Source organism: Methyloglobulus sp., assembly GCF_040079455.1.
Classification (GTDB): Bacteria; Pseudomonadota; Gammaproteobacteria; order Methylococcales; family Methylomonadaceae; genus Methyloglobulus.
In genome coordinates, this window is sequence record NZ_JBEBKJ010000002.1 from 67,374 (window position 1) to 86,699 (window position 19,326).

At 43.3% G+C, this 19,326-nt stretch carries 20 protein-coding genes; 19 read left to right on the forward strand and 1 reads right to left on the reverse strand.

From position 1 onward, the window contains the following. Positions 1–2: 2 nt before the first annotated feature. Positions 3–392, forward strand: a complete 390-nt coding sequence (locus tag ABL924_RS01080; RefSeq protein ID WP_349025216.1) for a TfoX/Sxy family protein — start codon at positions 3–5, stop codon at positions 390–392. Here the strand turns inward: ABL924_RS01080 and ABL924_RS01085 are convergent. Next, positions 389–1,189: an AraC family transcriptional regulator gene (locus ABL924_RS01085; protein ID WP_349025217.1), complete on the reverse strand. Its 801-nt coding sequence runs from the start codon at positions 1,187–1,189 to the stop codon at positions 389–391. The two genes, ABL924_RS01080 and ABL924_RS01085, sit on opposite strands and share 4 nt — an antisense overlap. 60 nt (positions 1,190–1,249) lie before the next feature. On the opposite strand from ABL924_RS01085, the gene ABL924_RS01090 reads away from it, so the two are divergent. The 18 genes from ABL924_RS01090 to ABL924_RS01175 all read left to right on the forward strand — a co-directional run bounded on the left by ABL924_RS01090 (position 1,250) and on the right by ABL924_RS01175 (position 19,319). Beyond that, positions 1,250–1,693 (forward strand): hypothetical protein, encoded by a 444-nt coding sequence (locus ABL924_RS01090; protein ID WP_349025218.1) that lies wholly within the window; start codon positions 1,250–1,252, stop codon positions 1,691–1,693. 135 nt (positions 1,694–1,828) lie between these two features. Next, on the forward strand, positions 1,829–2,152 hold the full coding sequence (locus ABL924_RS01095; RefSeq protein WP_349025219.1) for a hypothetical protein: 324 nt from the start codon (positions 1,829–1,831) through the stop codon (positions 2,150–2,152). Positions 2,153–2,198: 46 nt separating this feature from the next. Continuing rightward, positions 2,199–2,561 (forward strand): nuclear transport factor 2 family protein, encoded by a 363-nt coding sequence (locus ABL924_RS01100; protein WP_349025220.1) that lies wholly within the window; start codon positions 2,199–2,201, stop codon positions 2,559–2,561. 47 nt (positions 2,562–2,608) lie between these two features. Beyond that, positions 2,609–3,169, forward strand: coding sequence for an NADPH-dependent FMN reductase (locus ABL924_RS01105; protein WP_349025221.1), 561 nt, complete (start codon positions 2,609–2,611; stop codon positions 3,167–3,169). Positions 3,170–3,209: 40 nt separating this feature from the next. Then, positions 3,210–3,941, forward strand: a complete 732-nt coding sequence (locus tag ABL924_RS01110) for a DNA alkylation repair protein (RefSeq protein WP_349025222.1) — start codon at positions 3,210–3,212, stop codon at positions 3,939–3,941. A 141-nt stretch (positions 3,942–4,082) separates the two neighbouring features. Further along, on the forward strand, positions 4,083–4,691 hold the full coding sequence (locus ABL924_RS01115) for a glutathione S-transferase family protein (protein WP_349025223.1): 609 nt from the start codon (positions 4,083–4,085) through the stop codon (positions 4,689–4,691). Positions 4,692–4,709: 18 nt separating this feature from the next. Next, complete coding sequence (locus ABL924_RS01120; protein WP_349025224.1) at positions 4,710–5,399, forward strand: YafY family protein; 690 nt, start codon at positions 4,710–4,712, stop codon at positions 5,397–5,399. Beyond that, on the forward strand, positions 5,365–5,628 hold the full coding sequence (locus ABL924_RS01125; RefSeq protein ID WP_349025225.1) for a hypothetical protein: 264 nt from the start codon (positions 5,365–5,367) through the stop codon (positions 5,626–5,628). Before ABL924_RS01120 ends, ABL924_RS01125 begins: the two co-directional genes overlap by 35 nt. Beyond that, positions 5,625–6,404 (forward strand): PhzF family phenazine biosynthesis protein, encoded by a 780-nt coding sequence (locus tag ABL924_RS01130; protein ID WP_349025226.1) that lies wholly within the window; start codon positions 5,625–5,627, stop codon positions 6,402–6,404. Before ABL924_RS01125 ends, ABL924_RS01130 begins: the two co-directional genes overlap by 4 nt. 14 nt (positions 6,405–6,418) lie before the next feature. Beyond that, positions 6,419–6,820, forward strand: coding sequence for a GFA family protein (locus ABL924_RS01135; protein ID WP_349025227.1), 402 nt, complete (start codon positions 6,419–6,421; stop codon positions 6,818–6,820). A 76-nt stretch (positions 6,821–6,896) separates the two neighbouring features. Beyond that, on the forward strand, positions 6,897–7,547 hold the full coding sequence (locus tag ABL924_RS01140; RefSeq protein ID WP_349025228.1) for an FMN-binding negative transcriptional regulator: 651 nt from the start codon (positions 6,897–6,899) through the stop codon (positions 7,545–7,547). Between the two features lie 31 nt (positions 7,548–7,578). Then, entirely contained in the window at positions 7,579–8,034 is a 456-nt protein-coding gene (locus ABL924_RS01145; RefSeq protein WP_349025229.1) for a protein tyrosine phosphatase family protein, read from the forward strand. After that, positions 8,031–8,486, forward strand: coding sequence for a GNAT family N-acetyltransferase (locus ABL924_RS01150; RefSeq protein ID WP_349025230.1), 456 nt, complete (start codon positions 8,031–8,033; stop codon positions 8,484–8,486). Before ABL924_RS01145 ends, ABL924_RS01150 begins: the two co-directional genes overlap by 4 nt. 156 nt (positions 8,487–8,642) lie before the next feature. Further along, positions 8,643–8,852, forward strand: coding sequence for a transposase (locus ABL924_RS01155; protein ID WP_349025231.1), 210 nt, complete (start codon positions 8,643–8,645; stop codon positions 8,850–8,852). 246 nt (positions 8,853–9,098) lie between these two features. Beyond that, positions 9,099–15,233, forward strand: a complete 6,135-nt coding sequence (locus ABL924_RS01160; protein WP_349025232.1) for a hypothetical protein — start codon at positions 9,099–9,101, stop codon at positions 15,231–15,233. Beyond that, complete coding sequence (locus ABL924_RS01165; protein WP_349025233.1) at positions 15,214–15,879, forward strand: hypothetical protein; 666 nt, start codon at positions 15,214–15,216, stop codon at positions 15,877–15,879. The genes ABL924_RS01160 and ABL924_RS01165 overlap by 20 nt, the downstream gene beginning before the upstream one ends. Before the next feature lie 532 nt (positions 15,880–16,411). Continuing rightward, entirely contained in the window at positions 16,412–17,239 is an 828-nt protein-coding gene (locus tag ABL924_RS01170; protein WP_349025234.1) for a TnsA endonuclease N-terminal domain-containing protein, read from the forward strand. Further along, entirely contained in the window at positions 17,223–19,319 is a 2,097-nt protein-coding gene (locus ABL924_RS01175; protein WP_349025235.1) for a transposase, read from the forward strand. Before ABL924_RS01170 ends, ABL924_RS01175 begins: the two co-directional genes overlap by 17 nt. Positions 19,320–19,326: the final 7 nt, after the last annotated feature.

The window sequence follows — 19,326 nt, forward strand, 5'->3', positions numbered from 1 at the left end:
CTTTGACGACTTCCAGCGCCGAATACGTAGACTATGTTTTAGAGCATTTGCAATCCATCGCACCGGTACAGACAAGTCGGTTCTTTGGCGGAGTGGGAATTTCCAACGGTTTCGTCCAGTTTGCCATGGTGATGGGAAATAGCTTGTATTTTGTGGTCGATGACGATTCGCGGAAGAAATACGAACTAGCTGGGATGCAGCCGTTTTCGTATCTGACCAAGAAAGGCCGTGTCCAAGTGAACCGGTATTTTGAAGTTCCCGAAGAGGTGCTTACCGATTCGGAACACCTGCGGCAATGGGCCAATGAATCCATGCAGGTGGCCGAGAAAACCAAGAAGCCTAAAAGGGTGCACCAAAGCCAGTCACCAGTTAACCCTGCATTAGGCCTTTAAACCTCGAACCTGTCGATGTTCCTGAAAACCAGTGACGGGTTCACGCCAAAAGTATCGCGGAAACAGCGGTTAAAATGGGCAGAATCTGTAAATCCACCCTCCATAGCGGCATAGGTCAGATTGTCTACTTTATGAAGCGTGTCCATCGCCGACACTATTCGCCGCCACATCCGATATCGGCGGAAGGGGATATCCGAGTGTTCTATAAACAAATGCCTGAACCTGGAAGCAGAAAGGCCTACGGAAGATGCCAAATATTCCTGGCTAAAATCATTTCCTGGGTCAAGCTGAATAGTGTGCATGATGCTGGCAATGCGCGGATCGACTTCGCTTTCAGCGGCTCCACCGGCATTCAGTAACTGATTGATCATCTGGTTAATTTCTGTTTTTGATGGCTTTTCTTCGTAAATTTTTTGAAAACATCCAACCCACTCCGTATCAATTATGTTCGTAATAGTCGATGTTGGAAAGGGAACGCGTTTCCTGAAATTAATAAAGTCAGTTGAGTTTTTCTCGATCACCAAACAAGCCACAATATTCCCGTTTGCGTTTAATTCATGTTTGCATCCTGCCGGGATAACGGCACAACGATAGGCTTTATAAGGCTCGTTCATCGCCTTCATTAAAAATGGTTGGTAGAGTCCCACATTGATAGCTACCGATCCCATGGCATGGAAATCCAATTGTTGTAGCGGTCCCAAAAACAAGGTGCGGTTCGTCCACATAAAAAGATTAGGTCGGAAACGATATTGCAATTCAGGGATAGCCGGTTTGTACAATTTATTGTTATTCGACATGGTTAAAATAGCGATGGAATGAATTGAAAGTCTTTAACTTACTTGCTTTGGAGAACAACGATGGATGTAATATTAAACCAAACAGCGCCCATAATCGCTATTTCATGCGCAGGTGTATTTTTTATGACGGGATTATTGACGGGCGTATGGAAATTTTCTTGTATGATGAAGAGCAAAGAATTTGTAGCCCCTTACTATGTGGACATTGCCCACCGGTCAGCATTGCTGTATTCCTATGCGGCCATGTTGATTGCTATGTTTGCCTATTTCAGCATCTTTGCAGAATGGGTAAATATTTCGGCAACGATTGCACCGTTACTATTCTTTGCTATTGCCATTTTCAATTACATCAAGCTGGGCATCAAAAATACGACGAACAACCAACTGCGTGATTCTGAAAATCCCGCTGCTGACAAAATGATCATGGGAGCTTTGGCAGTTGCAGAAATAGGCGGTTTCTTTATTTTACTCATTGGCTTTTTCGTTAGGGTTTTATTATTATGATGAGAACTATTTAATCCCTAGCAAAAATAGATGGTTAAAATTTCGCTCAACCAGAGAAGAGTGATTAGGTTTTATATCTATGCTGTCCATGTTGTGCCCGTTTAGCATTACATTTGAACTCAAAATGGTGATTTCTTGAAAAAACTCCATTTGGCAATTTCTACCAATAAAATTGAGGAAACCATTAAAGATTACGGCCTTCGGTTTGCTATGGAGCCATGCGCTTATGCAATCGGAGAGTATGCGCTGTGGCGCACAAAATCCCTCAATGTATCTATTCGACAAGATGCCTCATGTGCCCCAGGCTCGCTTCGGCATTTGGGTTGGGAAGACTCCTCTGCAACTGAGTTCTCGAAAGAGGTTGATGTAAATGGTATTGTTTGGGAAAGATTTGCCGCCCAGCACCAAGCCGATGAAATCAATGAAAATTGGCCAGAGACCAATTACCATCAGAAGTAATAAATCCTAACAACTCTTTCCACACGGATACCTGAGAGGCATATTCATGCTTGATAAAGCTTTCGCTGACCATTTTGCCGCTGATTGGATTGCGTCTTGGAACAGCCATGACCTTGGTCGCATTTTGTCGCACTATACCGACGATTTTGAAATGACATCCCCTGTCATTATAAAAGTGGCAGGAGAACCGTCAGGTACATTAAAGGGTAAAGAAAATATAAGAGCCTACTGGGCTAAAGCCTTGCAATTGGTGCCAGAACTGCATTTTGAATTGGTGACTACGCTGATTGGGGTAAACAGCATAACCTTGTATTACCAAGGTGTGCGTGGCCTTTCGGGAGAGGTTTTTCATTTCAACCAAGAAGGCAAGGTTACTAAAGCCTATGCCCACTATACTCAAAGCGTTTAACTCCGTGTTCTAGCAAACTCGATTATTTTTTATTCACTAAATCGGCTATGACTAAAATACTTGCGCTATCCGGTAGCCTGCGTGCCGCATCTATCAACTCCGCGTTACTTCGTGCGTCAGCAAGGCTTGCGCCGCCGGAAGTGTCGATAACAGTATTTCTTAGGTTAGGTGATTTGCCTTTGTTCAATCCAGATTACGAAACCAACCCACCGAGCATCGTCACAAATTTTCGCTCCGAAGTGGCGGAGGCGGATGCGTTGATTATCGCTAGCCCTGAATACGCTCACGGCATCACGGGAACAATCAAGAATGCCTTGGATTGGCTCGTGAGTTTTGAATCATTTGCCAATAAACCGGTTGCTGTAATCAATACGTCACCGCGTGCCTATCATTCCGATGCCGCTTTACGTGAAACCTTAAAAACGATGGCTGCTGAGATAGTAGAACCAGCGTCTATCAAAATTCCGCTTCTCGGGGCTAAGCTTGATGAAGACAGCATGGTATCTTCCCCATCTGTTGCAACGCCCATTCAGGAAGCGCTTGTTGCGCTTTGCCAAGCGGCCAGTTTGTACAAAACATCAACGAATGCATCATTTCCAATTCGGTGAGCATTATATGATCCTCAATACTCGGTAGTGCCGAAAAGCCATGAATTTACAGCAAGTGGTAACACGATTAGAAACTTTAGCCGACTCGGAGAAAATAGCAACCAAGGAACGAAAGTTTGGTATAAAAGCCCGGAACTCAATAGGCATTTACCACAAAGACCTTAAGGTACTTGCTAAGGAAATTGGCTGTGATAACAGGCTCGCCATTGAGCTATTTGATACCGGTATCTATGAAGCAAGAATATTGTGTAGCAAAATCTACGATCCAAAGTGCATTACCGAAGAACAAATGAATCAATGGGCGATGACCTTTGAGAACTGGGAAATCTGTGATTCTTTCTGCATGGGATTTTTCGCCAAAAGCAAACATGGCTTGGCCAAAGCCTTTGAATGGTCAGGGAATGAACATGAATTCATCAAACGGGCTGGTTTTGTCATCATGGCGGCTTATGGTTTTGCCGACAAAACAGCGAGCAACGAAGCGTTTGAGTCATTCTTTCCGGTCATTGAGCGGGAAGTTAACGACGAGCGAACTTATGTTAAAAAAGCCATAAATTGGGCGCTTCGCAATATCGGCAAAAGAAATGTCGATCTGAATAAACTGGCTATAGTCGTTGCCAAGCGTATCCTAGCCAACGATAGCAAGTCAGCAAAATGGATTGCTAAAAATGCCATTAGCGAACTTGAAAAACCGGATGTCAGTATTTTGGATTATCCAAGGCTTATTTATAGGCCAATGGCTAACAAAGCATTGCATCGTGCAAGTCGTTGAAAGCGGTGTTATGCTTTTTTTATATATGTATTGAAATTAAATACTGCTGACAAAGGTTGTCAGGATGGGGCTGTTAATCTACATGAAGAGTCGAGTTGTTATTGTACTTGGCCACTTTTAAACCAGATTGGGAGATTTTCAATGTATCAAATTTATAGCCATCCCTATTCGCAACATAGCCGCCGCGTGATTTCATTGCTGGAAGAAGTCGGCATTGAGTATGAAAGCCATATCATTGATTTGCTAAAGGGCGAACATATGTCAGAAAGTTACCTGGGTATCAATCCGAATCACCAAGTGCCAACACTGATTGATGGTAATGTAAAAATTCATGAATCTAATGCCATACTTAGATACTTGTGTATCAAACATGAATTATTCGACTGGTATCCTAGAAGCTTAGATGCTTTGGCCAAGGTTGAGCAGTGGTTAGACTGGGCGCAATGCCAGCTTTTTCCGCTGGTGAGATTAATCGTTCTCAATAGGGTTTTTATGGGAAAAAACGGCGACTTAAACGCTGCTGATGAGGCTGCCGGAAAAATACAGGCGCAACTTTCTATTATGGAAAATCATCTTGAGGGCCTACAATTCTTGGCAGGTGACAAACCAACCATTGCCGATTTAGCCCTCGCATCCAATATGTTCCAATTAGGCTTGGCAAACGAAATGCCCACAACACCGAATATCGTGCGATGGTATGAAAATATAGCGGCGTTAAAAGGGTTCCAAAAATCACTTCCGCAATCGTAAAAATAACAGGCGCTTTCAATGAATAGGCTGTTTAGTATTATTCAGGTTTTACGCGCTGCAAAAAAACCTGTAAAAGCTAAAGAGCTGTCAGAAAAACTAGAAGTGTCGGTCAGAACCATCTATAGGGACATTGCAGAACTACAAATGCAGAATGTGCCTATTTTGGGCGAAGTCGGAATAGGTTACCTGCTAAAGGACGGTTTTGAAATGCCGCCACTTATGTTAACGCCTGAAGAATTGGAAGCGGCTTTATTGGGTACGCAATGGGTCGCCCGTAGCGGGGATAAATCGCTTGCCAAAAGTGCAAGCACATTAATTGATAAGATCAATGCAGTCATACCCGAACATATGCGGTATGTTTTGCTAAAATCTCCGGTGGTGATTCCCACGACAACAGAAGCCGTGGCGGATACCATCAACATGTCAGATTTTCGCACTGCAATGCGGGATCAGAAAAAGATCGCCATTGTCTATAGTGTTGGTGGAAATCGTAGCGAACGGGTGATTTGGCCTTTTATTATTGGTTATTTTGAAACGGTTCGCGTAGTGGCGGCTTGGTGCGAACGCCGAAATGCCTTTAGGCATTTTCGAACCGATAGAATTGAATCATTTGAAATATTGGCAGAAATAGTTCCTAAGCCGATAGAACAATTAAAGGCTGAATGGCGGGAAATTGAAAAAAATCGGACCCATCAAGATCAAACTTAACAAACTACTTCGCACTTCCAGTGTCGGACGCTGCATGGATGTCATATATCACTTAATTGAAAAGCACAAAAAGCAACATCATCCGTTCTATCAGCAAGAGTGGTGGACGAAAGACCGTACTTCGTCAGAAACCAAGCAATGCGTAGCGGTTTCTCAGATTTGTATTGGCTTGATGAATAGTAAAAATGATTTGGTCGGTTTCGTTCGCGTACTAACGGAATCAATATGAAAATCAGACAGTACCAAATAGATGCCTTTGCAAACCGCGTGTTCGAGGGAAACCCGGCGGCGGTATGTCCCCTGAAAAACTGGCTGGATGATGATTTGCTGCAAGCCATCGCAGAGGAAAATAATTTATCTGAGACTGCTTTTTTTGTGCCCTCGGAAACAGGTTTCAAGCTACGCTGGTTTACGCCAATAAAAGAAGTTGACCTTTGTGGTCACGCAACCCTAGCTACGGCTCATGTGATCTTCGAGATTCTGGGTTACCCGAAACACGTCATTACTTTTGAATCACGTAGCGGCGATTTAATGGTAGAAAAAAAGGGGCGATTATTGGAAATGGATTTTCCGGCCTGTCCGCCTTCACCTTGCCAGATACCGGAAAACCTGATTCAAGCCCTTGGCCACCAACCTATTGAAGTGTTTGCCGCAGACGATTACATGGCAGTATTCGGCAATGAAGAAATAATTCGTGCTATCACGCCTAACCAAACACTGCTAAGTCAATTGGATTTGCGGGGTGTTATCATCACTGCACCCGGATTGGAGGTTGATTTTGTCAGCCGTTTCTTTGCCCCTAAGTACGGCATCCCTGAAGACCCTGTTACTGGCTCTGCCCATTGCATGCTTGCGCCTTATTGGGCGAAAAAATTGGGTAAGGACATCCTGACCGCCAAACAACTTTCCAAACGGGGCGGCAGTATTACTTGTGAAATTAAAGACAACCGTGTGCTGCTTTCAGGCTGTGCGGTTACGTTTATGGAGGCGGAAATTTCCGTCTAAATGGGGAAATAGTGATGAATCCGATTAAAGGCAATTGCCACTGTGGTGCAATTAACTACGAATTAACAAGCGATCCGCAGCTATCATTTATATGCCAATGCAGGCAATGCCAAAGAATTACCGGCACAGGCCATTCGGCTGAGTTTGTTATGCCGAGTCAAAAGGCCAACATATCTGGTGAGCTTAAGTTTTACGAAATGGTTTCAGATAATGGTAATACCGTCAGCAGCGGTTTTTGCCCTACTTGCGGAAATCCCATTTTGAAAAAGTCATCCGGTTATCCAGGGTTGTTGTTTTTTCATGCCGCAACATTGGAAAACCCCAGTTTGTTTAAGCCCCAGAAAGTTTTTTGGTATGCAAGCCGTCAACCGTGGGATTATGTTGTTCCTGGTCTTGAAGTGAAGGATAAAACGTAACCGTGCTCTCCATGACAAGACTTCAACCTTATCCAGGGATTGTTGGTTAACGATCTCTTAACAATGAAATGCATCTATGTATACTCCGACCCATTTTGAACAGCCGAATATAGAAGCCCTGCACGAACTGATTCGTAGTCGTCCGTTGGCTACTTTGGTTACGCTGTCGTCAACGGGCATTAACTCAAACCATATTCCATTGCATCTTTCAGCGCAACCCGCGCCGTTCGGTACGTTACAAGGCCATGTCGCCCGCGCCAACCCAATCTTGAACGACTTGAACTCTGAAAGCGAGGTGTTGGCGATATTCCACGGCCCAGATGCTTACATCAGCCCGTCTTGGTATGCGACCAAGCAGGAGGCGGGAAAGGTTGTGCCGACCTGGAATTACACGGTTGTCCATGCTTACGGCTCCCTTCGCATCATTGATGATGCCGCTTGGGTTCGTCACCAACTTGAAGCGCTCACCAACCATAACGAAGCGGCTTTTCCTGAGCCGTGGGCAGTTTCAGATGCGCCGCATGACTTTACCGAAAAGCTGATCGAAGCGATAGTCGGTGTTGAAATTGTGATTACGCGACTCGATGGCAAGTGGAAGGTCAGCCAAAACCAACCGGATAAAAACCAGGCTAGCGTGATACAAGGGCTGAGTGAAAGTGGACAAAGTGACGGGTTAACAATGGCTGAATTGGTTAAAGCAGGGGTAAAACCTTCAAGTTCAATTTGAGTGTCGATTACTCACAAATAGGGAATTTCAATTGAAAAATTTAGAATCTATAGATGCTGAAAACACTTATCAAGTATTTGATTGGCTTTGGACTTCTGGGCAATTATCGGAGCGAGACATTCTCGGCTTACCGGCGTTGGGTATTGACGTGGTAATCAATCTTGCCTTGCCTACCTCATCCCCTTCCTTACCGGGAGAAGCTGAGTTGGTCACTCAGCAAGGTCTGGTCTATATACAAATTCCGGTAGAATGGGAAAACCCTAAGCCTGAACAATTTACCCAATTCGTCGGAACGCTTAAGGCTTTCGAGGGGCATAACATTTGGGTGCACTGTGCCAAAAACATGCGGGTGTCTGCTTTTATCTATCTGTATCGCAAGCTCATTCTTTCCGAGAGCGAGGAAGAGGCATCCTTGCCAATGCGTGAAATTTGGAATCCCAATGAAACGTGGGAGGCTTTCATCAAAAATATTTGTGATTTAGCATGAACACGATAGCTATTCGCCAAGCCACTGTTTCTGATCTTGATGCCCTAACCTGTCTTTTTGACGGCTACAGGCAGTTCTATGGTCGTACCAGTGATGTACCAACTGCACGTCAATTTTTGCTGGATCGGTTCAATAATGGCGAATCTACTGTGTTTGTTGCGCTGATGGAGCAAAAGCCAGCAGGATTTGCTCAGCTGTACCCCAGTTTTTCGTCAGTTTCTATGGCAAGGACGTTCATATTGAATGATTTATTCGTAACGCCATCGGCAAGACGGCTGGGATTAGCCAGCACATTGCTTCAAAAAGCGGTTGAATATGCCAAACAACGTGGAGCTATTCGCCTAACGCTATCAACGGCAATTGCTAATGAGCCCGCTCAGGCCTTGTACGAATCACAAGGTTGGCAAAAAGATGAGCAATTTTTTGTTTACCACTTCGCCACCAACGTGTAATAGTTCAAAGCCTTTCCCATAACTTTAAAAATTAAACTGAAATCGGATATTCAAAGCCGAATAAAATTTGTGGCTAATTTAAAGTCCCCGATAGGGGATCAGCAAATCCCTCGCCTTTAGGCGACAGGGATAAGGTGGTAGGTCTAAAATGGAGGCATGAAAGATTACAAGCGCAGGAGCCATACGATTTGGGACTGCAAACACCACTTGGTATGGGTGGCGAAATACCGTTATGCCGTGTTGGTTGGGGACATTGGCCTGTGTTGCCGTAAACTGTTGCGGGAGATAGCGCGCAGCCAAGAAATGACGATCTATGCTGGGTCAATCAACCGTGACGGTGCTGTAATCGACCCATTGGGTCGATAAAATCCGGCTTTAAGCCGTAACCCGAAGCCACCGGCTTTAGCCGGTGGAGTATTCACAATTGTTCCATTCTGAAAAGGGCGAATTCAACTGATGGAAGTTGATTTAGTCCGGACATCAAGAGCCGGAGATGTGTTTCATTATCGTTGGGCGACACGACGTTGCTTGAAAATGATTAATCCAAATTCCAAGATCAAGTATCTCGTGATTGAAGGCTCAGGCGACCCTTCGCTCGCTGGTGAATATGTCATGGATGTCACCGAATATTCAGAATCTGCGGATGGAAATAGAGAGGATATAGCTTATTTTCAGTTGAAACATTCAACCAAAAGAGTCGATCAACCTTTTCAATTAAGCGACTTAAAAAATACGATAGAAGGATTTGCCAAACGCTTCATTGAGCATGAAGAGAAAAAATCTGAGCAGATCGGGATAATCACATTTTCAGTTATCACTAATCGAAAAATAGATGATGCATTCAAAAAAGGAATTCTCGCGATTGCCCTAGGTAAACAATCTGAAAAGAAATTTTTAAACACTTTAGAAAAATACACCCAGCTATCCGGTGGATTTTTGAAAAGGTTCTGCTCATCGTTTCAGCTTGACGATAAGGAGGGAAATTTTGCTGAACAAAAAGATAAACTGACTTTTGAGATGTCAGCTTTTTTTTCCGGTTTAGTTGATAGTAAAGAAATCAATAACATCATTGCTCTGATTCAAGAACAAGTTCTACCTGGTACATCAGGGAAAATAACTCCAGAGGACATACTTCTGCGTTTTGGAGTTACCTCTCAACGCGACTTGTTTCCTGCCCCTGCTGAATTTGAACCATTGGAAAATCCTATACAAAGGGAGCAATATCAAAAATTATTAGACCATATCATCAATACTACAGTACCAATCATTATTCATGCCAGCGGTGGTGTCGGTAAATCAGTAGTTTGTCGTCAATTGGTTAGCACATTGCCAAGTGGCTCGGTAGGTATCGTTTATGATTGTTTTGGTGCAGGCAAATATCGCAACAGGAGCCAACCTCGTCATCGCTTTCGAGACGGTCTAATACAAATCGTCAATGAACTTGCCGTTTTAGGGCTATGTGAAGCGCTAATTCCAAGATCGGGAGAGTTAGACGATGCCCTGATCAGGTCGTTCTTACTTAGGTTGAACGCGGCGGGCAAAGCGTTAGAACAAAATGGCAACGATGGATTTATAGCCGTTTTTATCGATGCTGCCGATAACGCAGAAATGGCGGCAGAAGAATTTGGTGATTCTTGCTTTGTTAAACATCTATTACGAGAAGAACTTCCTGCCAATTGCAGGATAATCGCATCATGCCGATCTGAGCGTCTGTATTTGCTTGATCCCAAACATTCGGTAATACAGATTCCATTATTGTCGTTTAGTAAAACAGAAACCCAAAATTATCTACGCTCTTATTATCCTAATGCCAGTGAACATGATGTTTTAGAGTTTCATAGGCTAACCGGCGGAAACCCACGTGTACAGGCGAATGCAATTAATTTAAATAAACATTCTTTAACAGCAGTTTTAACAAGCCTAGGCCCAGGACAAACAGTGGATGAGCAGATTGCTCAACAACTGCATACAGCCATCGAAAAACTCAAAGAACAACACACAAAAATATTTCAAACTCACATTGATGCAATATGCTTAGGTCTTGCAAACCTACATCCGTTAATCCCACTGGAAATTCTTGCCTCAGCCGCTCAGGTCGAACAAACAACTATCAAGAGTTTTGTTGCTGATTTAGGGCGGCCACTTTGGATTTCTGAAAATTCAGTCCAATTTAGAGATGAACCAACAGAGACTTGGTTTCGAGAACAATTTTCAGCTTCGTCTGAACAAATCGAAACGTACATCGATAGACTTAAACCTTTGGCAACTAAATACAATTATGTTGCCGAAGTGCTTCCCCCTCTTTTATTAGGGGCCAAAAAGTATGTCGAACTAATTAAGTTGGCTCTATCCGATGAATTGTTACCAGAAAGCCCGATTGATAAACGTAATGTTCGTATCTACCGTTTACAGTTTTCTTTCAAAGCCGCATTAAAGCAAAAGAAATACGCCGATGCAGCCAAGCTGTCGTTGAGAGCAGGCGAAGAGGTGGCTGGTGACAAGCGCCAACTAGAGTTGCTTAGCAAGAATACGGACTTGATCGCGCCGTTACAGTCATCTCAACGAGTCCAAGAATTGGCGTTTCGACAACAATTGAGTGGCGGATGGGATGGTTCGGAAAATATTTATTCGGCCATGCTGCTATCCACTGTTGAAGATTTCAAAGGCGAGGCTCGTGGGTACTTAAGGTCGGCGGATAACTGGTTAAAACTGTATTTTGGGGAACGGAAAAACAATAAAGAAAACTCTCATGAGGAACGTCTACACGATGACGAAATTGCCGAAATGGCTTTTGCCAACCTGAACTTATTTGGTACTGAGGCCTTAGTCAAATTTATTAATAGCTGGCGGCCTCCAGAATTGGCATTTCGTATCACAAAATTATTGGTGACTCGTCTGATCGATTCAGGTAGGTTTTCGACAGTTGATGAGCTTAGCCAATTGGCTTGCCGCAATATTTATGTAATGTTGGCGATTGCTGATGAACTAATCCAAATTGGTAAATTTCCATCATCATCCGTCTTATTTCCAAGTTTAGTATTGCTTGGGCATCGCCGTACACGCATTAAACGAGAAAAAAATCACTGGCGTAGCGGAGACTTGGATTTTGCCATGATTTCGTTTGCCGAAGCTTGTGCAGCCTCAAAGCTTTGTCAGTCTAAAATCCAGCGAGTTATAAATCACTATTTTCCAACCAGTTCGACCTACTCAATTCATAGCGATCATGCTGATTCTCGTGAACGTATCGGGTTTATACGGATTGTTGCACTTAAAGCAGCACTTTCCGGAGGCTGGGAAGTTAATCTTAATTCATTGATGCCGGATAAATGGTCGGAGAGTCCAAAAAATTATGACACAGAACAAGATATTAAGCGGTTTGAGCAAGTCGTAGGTGGGTTATTGCCTTGGTACATTGTACGTGCTCGATTGCTGGCTGGTTACGAGGAAGACGTAGGGGAGCTGATCCAAAGTGCCGACCTACAATCAAAAAATGCTCTTGCACAAAGATACCAAAGCCATGATCGTTTACCCTTTGAATTAACTCATGCCCGTTTTGAACTGCTGTTATTTAATCCGAAGGTGTGTGAGCTAGCATTAACTAATTTTGGGGATGAACTATCTAGCCAAAATCTTAAATTTTTGGCTTATGATCGTTTGAATGCTGTTAGGGCGGCATTTCGACATTTTCATCTAAAATCTATTAGGTTTAAATTAGAAAAATCATGTCGAGATATGATTTTGGCTAGTTCTGATGAAGGCCCTGAAACGTTATCTGATTGGTACATCAGTCTAGCAAGAGCTGTTTTATCTGAAAGTCCTGAAGATGCCAAAGTTTATTTCGATCAAGCAATTGATGTCGTTTCTAAATTTGGCGATGAAATAATTGAGCGATGGAATGCCATTGTCGTTATGGCAAAGCGTAGTAGCGATGGTGGTTGCAGAACACCGGAAATAGCCTATCGTTTTATCCGCTGCGCTGAATTGGTCGGTGAAAACGTAGATCGTGAAAAATACTGGGATAGGGAAGTAGCAATAGAAACCTGCTTTAAACTTCATCCCCCGTCGGCTTTTGCTGCACTCAGCCGTTGGCGTGATCGCGACGTAGGATGGCTTAATCGACAGCTACCGACATTAGCTAGGCAAGCAGTCGAGTCAAAGCTCGTTTCTGTCGCTGCCGGATGGTCTTTAACGGCATTTGCTTGGGAATATAGTTATCAAGAGTTTGTTGAGCTTTGCATTGAATGTGAAACTGAACCAAATCGTCGGCAGTATATCTTGGATACAGCGGTTAGAGAATTACGATTAAAAGGCTCTGATGAAGGTAAATGGAAAAACCTTTTGAACTTGGCAAACAAGTTTTCACTGAACAATTCCAAAATACAAAAGATAGCTGATTGCTTAGAACACTCAGGATTCAACGATACGACAGAAGATAACCATAAGCCTAATCATCTACACGACACTCATAACGAACCTCTTATAGATTGGAATGCGTTGTTTTCCGGTCTCGATCTTACTAAAACAACAGATTTAAGTACGGCGTTAGAAAAATTTAAATTACTACCTCCTCCCCGATGGATAGATAATTTTTGGGAAAAGGCTGTTGCAACAGTTAATGAAAATGACGCTAAATTATTTTTAGAGGCAATTGTTCATACAGAAAGTGCCGATGCCTATGATGTTGAATATGGCTTGAAAAACTTTCCAGAAACTTGGAATAACAAAATAAGCGTCCAAAAAGTTTGGCCGAAAATTATTCATTCCATTGGTCAACGTTTTCCCTTTTGGTACTCAAATCCTTACAGATTTGATCATTTCTGTAGGTTTGTTGCTTCATTAGATAATACAAAGGAATGGCTAAGCCAAGGTGTATTGGAAGGTTTGGGTGGTATTGGCGATTTAGCCAGCGCCACCACGCTTTTTGGGTTTAGTAATGTTGCAGCTGATTATATTTCACCGGAAGAAGCACATGATGTTTTAAATTTTGGCCTTCTGCGTTTTGAAAATCACATTGATAGCGATTTTGCAGATGGAGTTTGGGCAGATTGGCTGATACCTCCGGATTCCATCCCCGAAGCATTTACTGGATTTATTTGGTCAGCTTTGGGTTCCCCACGTTCTGTTATCCGTTGGAGGGCTGCACATTGTGCGCGCAGATTGGCAGAAGTTGGCTGTGAAAATGAGATCGATGCGTTGATTGACTGGATGGTGCGTGATCAGGTTAAAGCATTTGGAAGTAAAAAATATCCTTTTTATAACCTTCATGCCCGACAGTATTTGTTGATTGCAATTGCTCGTGCTGCAATGGATACACCTCAAATATTTCTTAAACACCATGACGTTTTTTCCGATTATGCGCTCAAAAGTATGCCTCATGCTTTAATTCAAAAAATTGCCGCTGATATAGCGCTGTTAATTGAGGGGGCTTTCCCAGCAACCTACAGTTCAAAAATAATATTGCAGTTAAGGCAAGTAGGTGTAAGTCCTTTCCCTATCGAAAACGTTGAAGAATACAATAAACACTTTTTATCACCTTGGCATGAACGAGGCGAAATTGACAAAGGGTTGAAACTGCACTTTTCTTATGACTTTGATCGTTATTGGTTTGAATCTCTAGCAAGGGTATTTGGAATTTCTACTCAACAAGTTGAGGAGTTAGCGAAAGAAATTATCCTTAAAGAATGGAAAATCAATGTTAGTGATGAATATATTCGTGATCCGAGGCAGAATCTATGGAACTATCGGTTTGAGCGTGAAACTTGGTACAGTCATTACAGTTATCCAAAAACCGACGACTATAGTTTTTATTTATCCTATCATGTTATGTTAGCTGTTGCGGCTAAATTACTGAAAGCAATGCCCATAGTTGACCGGCATGATTGGTATGAAAACGAATGGATAGAATGGTTACAACGTCACGACTTGACTCGTAAAGACAAACGCTGGCTTGCGGATAGACGTGATCCTCCACCATTACAAAGACGTGCTTGGTTACGAGAACCAAAATCTGAAAATTGGCGTGGGGAAATCAATCAAGACGATTTCTTAGATGGATTATTGTCAGAACGGAATAACGAACCGTTGCTGAATGTTTATGGCGACTGGACTGATACTGATGATAGTCGCAGGGAAAGTTTTTCCGTTTCCAGTGCTTTAGTTAACCCTGATATCTCATTGTCGCTATTAAATGCCTTATCAACTTGCGCGAATCCGCGTGATTTTTATCTTCCTCTATATAAAGTTGATGAAGAGGACATCAAAAATTTTCCATTCATATTGGAAGGTTGGATTTTTAAAGGTGAGCCCAGAAAATATTTAGATGAATATGATCCTTTTGCCGGGGATATTGCTTATCCACCCCATATTCCTGGAGAAACCATAATCGAGCATTTCAAGCTTGGATCTGATGTTGACCAGAGAGAATGGCGTTTGCTTGAATCGGATCAAGTAGTTATGATCAGCGAGATTTGGGGAGACAAACCGCCTGAAGGTAGAGACAAAGAAATGCCACACGGTACTCGGCTTATAGGTTCTTTTGCATTTTTAAAAAACCTATGCGCCAGCCTAAAACGAGATTTAATCATAAAAGTCCAAATAGAACGGCACTACCAATATGGATCATACAAATCAGAACCCGATGACGAAATCAAATATCCACCCCCATATTGCAAAGTTTATCTCTTCACACCAAATGGAGAGCTTAGAGACACAACAACGTGTTATCGAATTGGGCAAGGCACTGGTTAAAGAATTAGAAATTGAACTAGGCAATGACACTCTGTCCAGATGGTTAGCTCATTACATTGCAGAGTTGATAATCAAGTTGGAAAATGCCGAGCAAGAGCGGAAAGGGCAATTACAGCAGCGATGTTTTGAAACCATATTAACGTTATGGCAAAATCGATCTTCATTTAGAAAAGGTCACCGTCCTTTTGAAAATTTTGAGCCTATTTTCAGGGCTTTAGAAGCACTTGATCCGGAAAACCGAAATTCGTTTTATCGATTCTGGAATCAAAGAGAATTGGATGATTCGGAACTTTCGGATGATGTTAAACACTGGACTGATCTTGCTGTAGGACTCGATAACGCTGCACGCATTTGGATCAAATTCGCATTAGAGCAAGCTACCCGCCACGCATTAGATGAAAAAACTCGCTTGTGGCTCAGCAACGCTAAAGAATTAATGCAAGATCAGGAATTAAAAGTAATTTTTCAGTTAGCAGAGGAAGCGTCAGCGTCAAATACGGACGATAATATCAAGAAACTCAATTCAGACAAGATCAATCAGTTCAAAGAGATGATCAAAAAACTCGATGGTTTTATAGAGATCAGTGAATATATAAAGGCCGAGTTAAAAAACAAAATCAAAATATTAGAGCAGCCATCTTCTTGATAAATCAGTAGCTTTATCTATCTGAATGGAAAACATTTCCAGTTGAAACTCCATGCGTTTCAAGATTAACCGACATTTTAGTGACGGTTTTCAGATAAGGTAACCGATTTGAAATGCAAATGCTTGGTGGTTTTGGATCAGAATGCCCACTGCACAATGAGTTGAGTCAGAATGCTAGTTTTTAAAAATTCCTCCTTATATCTATTTGTATTTATTATGTAATAAATTATGAAGGTTATAAAGTATGAAACTTTGTTGTAAATATATTTTAGCTTATTAAAGTAGACTAGTCATAAAAGTATGATACTTTAAGCAAAAACATATAATTTTATAGACAATAAAAACAATTATTTAGACTTTAAAAAGTATGATGCTTTTTTGTTAGTGTACATGTTGTCGGAGAGTAATAAAGTATCATACTAAGTAATAAAGATTCATACTGAGTAATAAAGTATCATACCAAGTAATAAAGTTGCATACTGATACCACTTGAGCTAAGCTGCTTTAACGCGACTAGCTGAGTGGTTTTTTTATGTCGGTAAAAAAACACGGTAACTTAGACCTCAAGCAAACCAAATGGCTCAAGGAAGGCCGGGGTGCCGGTCATGGAAATGACTACCGACCGTGGCTCACTGTCCGTGATGTCGCATCAACAGGCAGGTCTCACCGAATATTCGGCCATACATCAGGCCGGACACACCATCTTCTCTCTGACCTGGAGTTGGCGATTTTCCTGGTCTTGGAGTGGAACCAAGTAACCACCGACATCAGGGAACAATTTCCCCTCAAACTTGAAGATACCTTAGTTTTGGCAAAAGAAGCCGGGATCAAGCATCCCGCCTTACAAGGCCATGATTACATCATGACCACAGACTTCCTGGTTGACACCCATTCCGCATCACAGCCTAAATTTGCCATCCAAGCCAAATACGCAAAAGACTTGCAAGAACCCCGTGTCGTCGAAAAGCTTGAACTGGAACGGCGCTATTGGCGGGAAAAGTCCATACCTTGGTACATCGTGACCGAACAAGAAATCTCAAAAAATGTTTTCGACAATATCAAACATCTCTATCCTGCTGGGCGTGATGTCCTTTCGGAAGTCGAAGTAGCTGACCGGTTGGCGATTTATAGCCCGCACCTGTTGACAAAGGGCAACTTAACATTACGGGAGTTTTCTCAGAAAATCGATACCGCTTATGCTCTAGAGCCAGGCCAGTGCTTGTCGGAATTAAGGCAGCTTCTGGCGCAACGCATACTGATATTCGACATCACAATTCCGTTTAGGAAACTCAAACTGAGCGATATCGAAGTTGTCGATACCAGGCTATTAAACGAGAAGAGACATGTTTCAAATCAATGAAGTCGTTGAATTTGAGAACGAACTGTATCGGATACTGGCTCTCTTGCTGGAGGAAGTGGTCTGGATACCGGTCACAAAAGCAGGCATCTTCCCATCGCTAATTCCCGTTGAAACTCTGGTCAACGCGGTCGAAAACGGGATGCTGGCCAGAAAGCCTGATCCCTTTGCCAACCTGATTTATGAAATGCCGCTTAAAGGGTCAGTACAGCAGCAAAAACTCGAAAAAAATCTCCAGTTGATCCAACCTATCATCTGCGATGCCGATTGTTTCTTGCCAAAAGTCCGTTCGGCCAGGATCGCCCAGGTCATGGCGGAACATTCAACCACCAAACAGACGCTTTACCGTTTGATAATGCGCTATTGGCAACGGGGGCAAACCGCCAACGCCTTGCTGCCCGACTACAAAAACTCTGGCGGGCGAGGTAAAACTCGGCAGGCAAGAGACAAAAAGCTGGGCAGGCCAAGAGTCCATACGCCAGGCAAAGGCGCAATCGTAGATGAAGCAACAAGACGGTTGTTTCGTATTGCCATTGAAAAGCACCTGCTAACCGACAAGGAAAACGGCCTAAAATCCGCACATAACCATTTCAAGGGGATGTACGAAACTTTCTACCCGCAGGTGGCAGAAGCAGAAATGCCGACCATTTGGCAATTTGGCCACTTTTACCGGCGTGAGTACGGCAAACCAGAAATTTTGGAAAGGCAGACGACCCGCATCGAATACCGAAAAGATGTCCGGCCTTTGACAAGTACCGTAAACGCCAACCTTCTGGGGCCTGGCTCATGCTTTGAAATTGACGCTACCCTGGCCGATATTTACCTGGTTTCCGACAATGACCGACGTAATATCATCGGGCGGCCTGTTGTCTATGTGGTCGTAGACGTGTTCAGCCGGATGGTCGCGGGATTGTATGTCGGCCTTGAAAATCCGTCGTATGCCACGGCCATGTTGGCGTTGTTAAATGCATTGACCGACAAGGTTGCGTATTGCAAAGAGTATGGTTTCGAGATCGACTATGAGGACTGGCCGATAGTCGGCATACCGGATGCCATTATGGCAGACCGTGGCGAGTTGTTCGGACACCAGATTGAAGCGCTCGAACGCGCATTTTCGGTCCGTATTGAAACTGCGCCGCCGCACCGGGGTGATTGTAAAGGCGTTGTCGAACGCGGTTTTGGTACCGTGCAGGCAAAGTTTAAGTCCTTTGCACCCGGTGTAGTGGTTGGGTCGCTGGCAAAAAAACGCGGTGGAAAAGATTACCGGCTCGATGCCCAACTGACGATCAAGGAGTTTACCGGAATCATCCTCGCAGCAATCCTTTACCGTAACCGATTCCATACCCTGGAAAAATATGACAGGGAACCTGATATGCCGACTGACCTGCCAATGACCCCGATTTCGCTGTGGAACTGGGGTATCCAAAATCGGACAGGCAAGTTGCGGACGGCACCGTACGATGCGGTAAAAGTGGCAATATTGCCAAGGACGAAAGCCTCACTTTCGGAATTAGGCGTATGTATATTTGGCATCTATTTCACCTGCCAGGAAATCGTGAAAAAAGGCTGGCTGCATCGTTCCAAGGAAATTAAACGTCCCCAAAACTTACAGGCCGCCTATGATCCCTGGTCGGCTGATTGTATTTACCTATTCCCAAATGCAAACAGCACCGAATATTGGCTATGCGCGCTGACTCCACACTGCCGGGAGTTCATTGGCTGTTCGTTCTGGGATGTTTGGCAAATTACGGATGAACAGAAAAGGGCTGTTGCAGAAAATAAGCTGGTGTCTGATGCAAAGCATCGAGAGCTTGACCGTTACATTCAGGAGACCATTAAAAACGCAAAGAGAGAAATGCCGGGCGACATTCGGGAAATACCTAAAACTCAGCGGATAAAAGGCATTCGCCAGAACCGCAAGCTAGCAAAGAAGGATGAACGTATTAGCCGGCAAAAATCGAATAAAGATGGAGAGATAATGAAGGACTCCTTTAATTTAACTAATGTCGTCCCGTTAAGGGCAACCGATAATGAAGATGATTTGGCTTTTCCCAGCTTTATCGACGAATTGTTTGATGAGTAAGGAGCAT

Bases quoted from the DNA above. Each gene is read 5' to 3' on its own strand.
- ABL924_RS01150 (WP_349025230.1), top strand. From the start codon at position 8,031: ATGAACACGATAGCTATTCGCCAAGCCACTGTTTCTGATCTTGATGCC.
- ABL924_RS01115 (WP_349025223.1), top strand. From the start codon at position 4,083: ATGTATCAAATTTATAGCCATCCCTATTCGCAACATAGCCGCCGCGTG.
- ABL924_RS01110 (WP_349025222.1), top strand. From the start codon at position 3,210: ATGAATTTACAGCAAGTGGTAACACGATTAGAAACTTTAGCCGACTCG.
- ABL924_RS01135 (WP_349025227.1), top strand. From the start codon at position 6,419: ATGAATCCGATTAAAGGCAATTGCCACTGTGGTGCAATTAACTACGAA.
- ABL924_RS01160 (WP_349025232.1), top strand. From the start codon at position 9,099: ATGGATGTCACCGAATATTCAGAATCTGCGGATGGAAATAGAGAGGAT.
- ABL924_RS01100 (WP_349025220.1), top strand. From the start codon at position 2,199: ATGCTTGATAAAGCTTTCGCTGACCATTTTGCCGCTGATTGGATTGCG.
- ABL924_RS01175 (WP_349025235.1), top strand. From the start codon at position 17,223: ATGTTTCAAATCAATGAAGTCGTTGAATTTGAGAACGAACTGTATCGG.
- ABL924_RS01170 (WP_349025234.1), top strand. From the start codon at position 16,412: ATGTCGGTAAAAAAACACGGTAACTTAGACCTCAAGCAAACCAAATGG.
- ABL924_RS01085 (WP_349025217.1), bottom strand. From the start codon at position 1,189: ATGTCGAATAACAATAAATTGTACAAACCGGCTATCCCTGAATTGCAA.
- ABL924_RS01140 (WP_349025228.1), top strand. From the start codon at position 6,897: ATGTATACTCCGACCCATTTTGAACAGCCGAATATAGAAGCCCTGCAC.
- ABL924_RS01090 (WP_349025218.1), top strand. From the start codon at position 1,250: ATGGATGTAATATTAAACCAAACAGCGCCCATAATCGCTATTTCATGC.
- ABL924_RS01130 (WP_349025226.1), top strand. From the start codon at position 5,625: ATGAAAATCAGACAGTACCAAATAGATGCCTTTGCAAACCGCGTGTTC.
- ABL924_RS01120 (WP_349025224.1), top strand. From the start codon at position 4,710: ATGAATAGGCTGTTTAGTATTATTCAGGTTTTACGCGCTGCAAAAAAA.
- ABL924_RS01155 (WP_349025231.1), top strand. From the start codon at position 8,643: ATGAAAGATTACAAGCGCAGGAGCCATACGATTTGGGACTGCAAACAC.
- ABL924_RS01105 (WP_349025221.1), top strand. From the start codon at position 2,609: ATGACTAAAATACTTGCGCTATCCGGTAGCCTGCGTGCCGCATCTATC.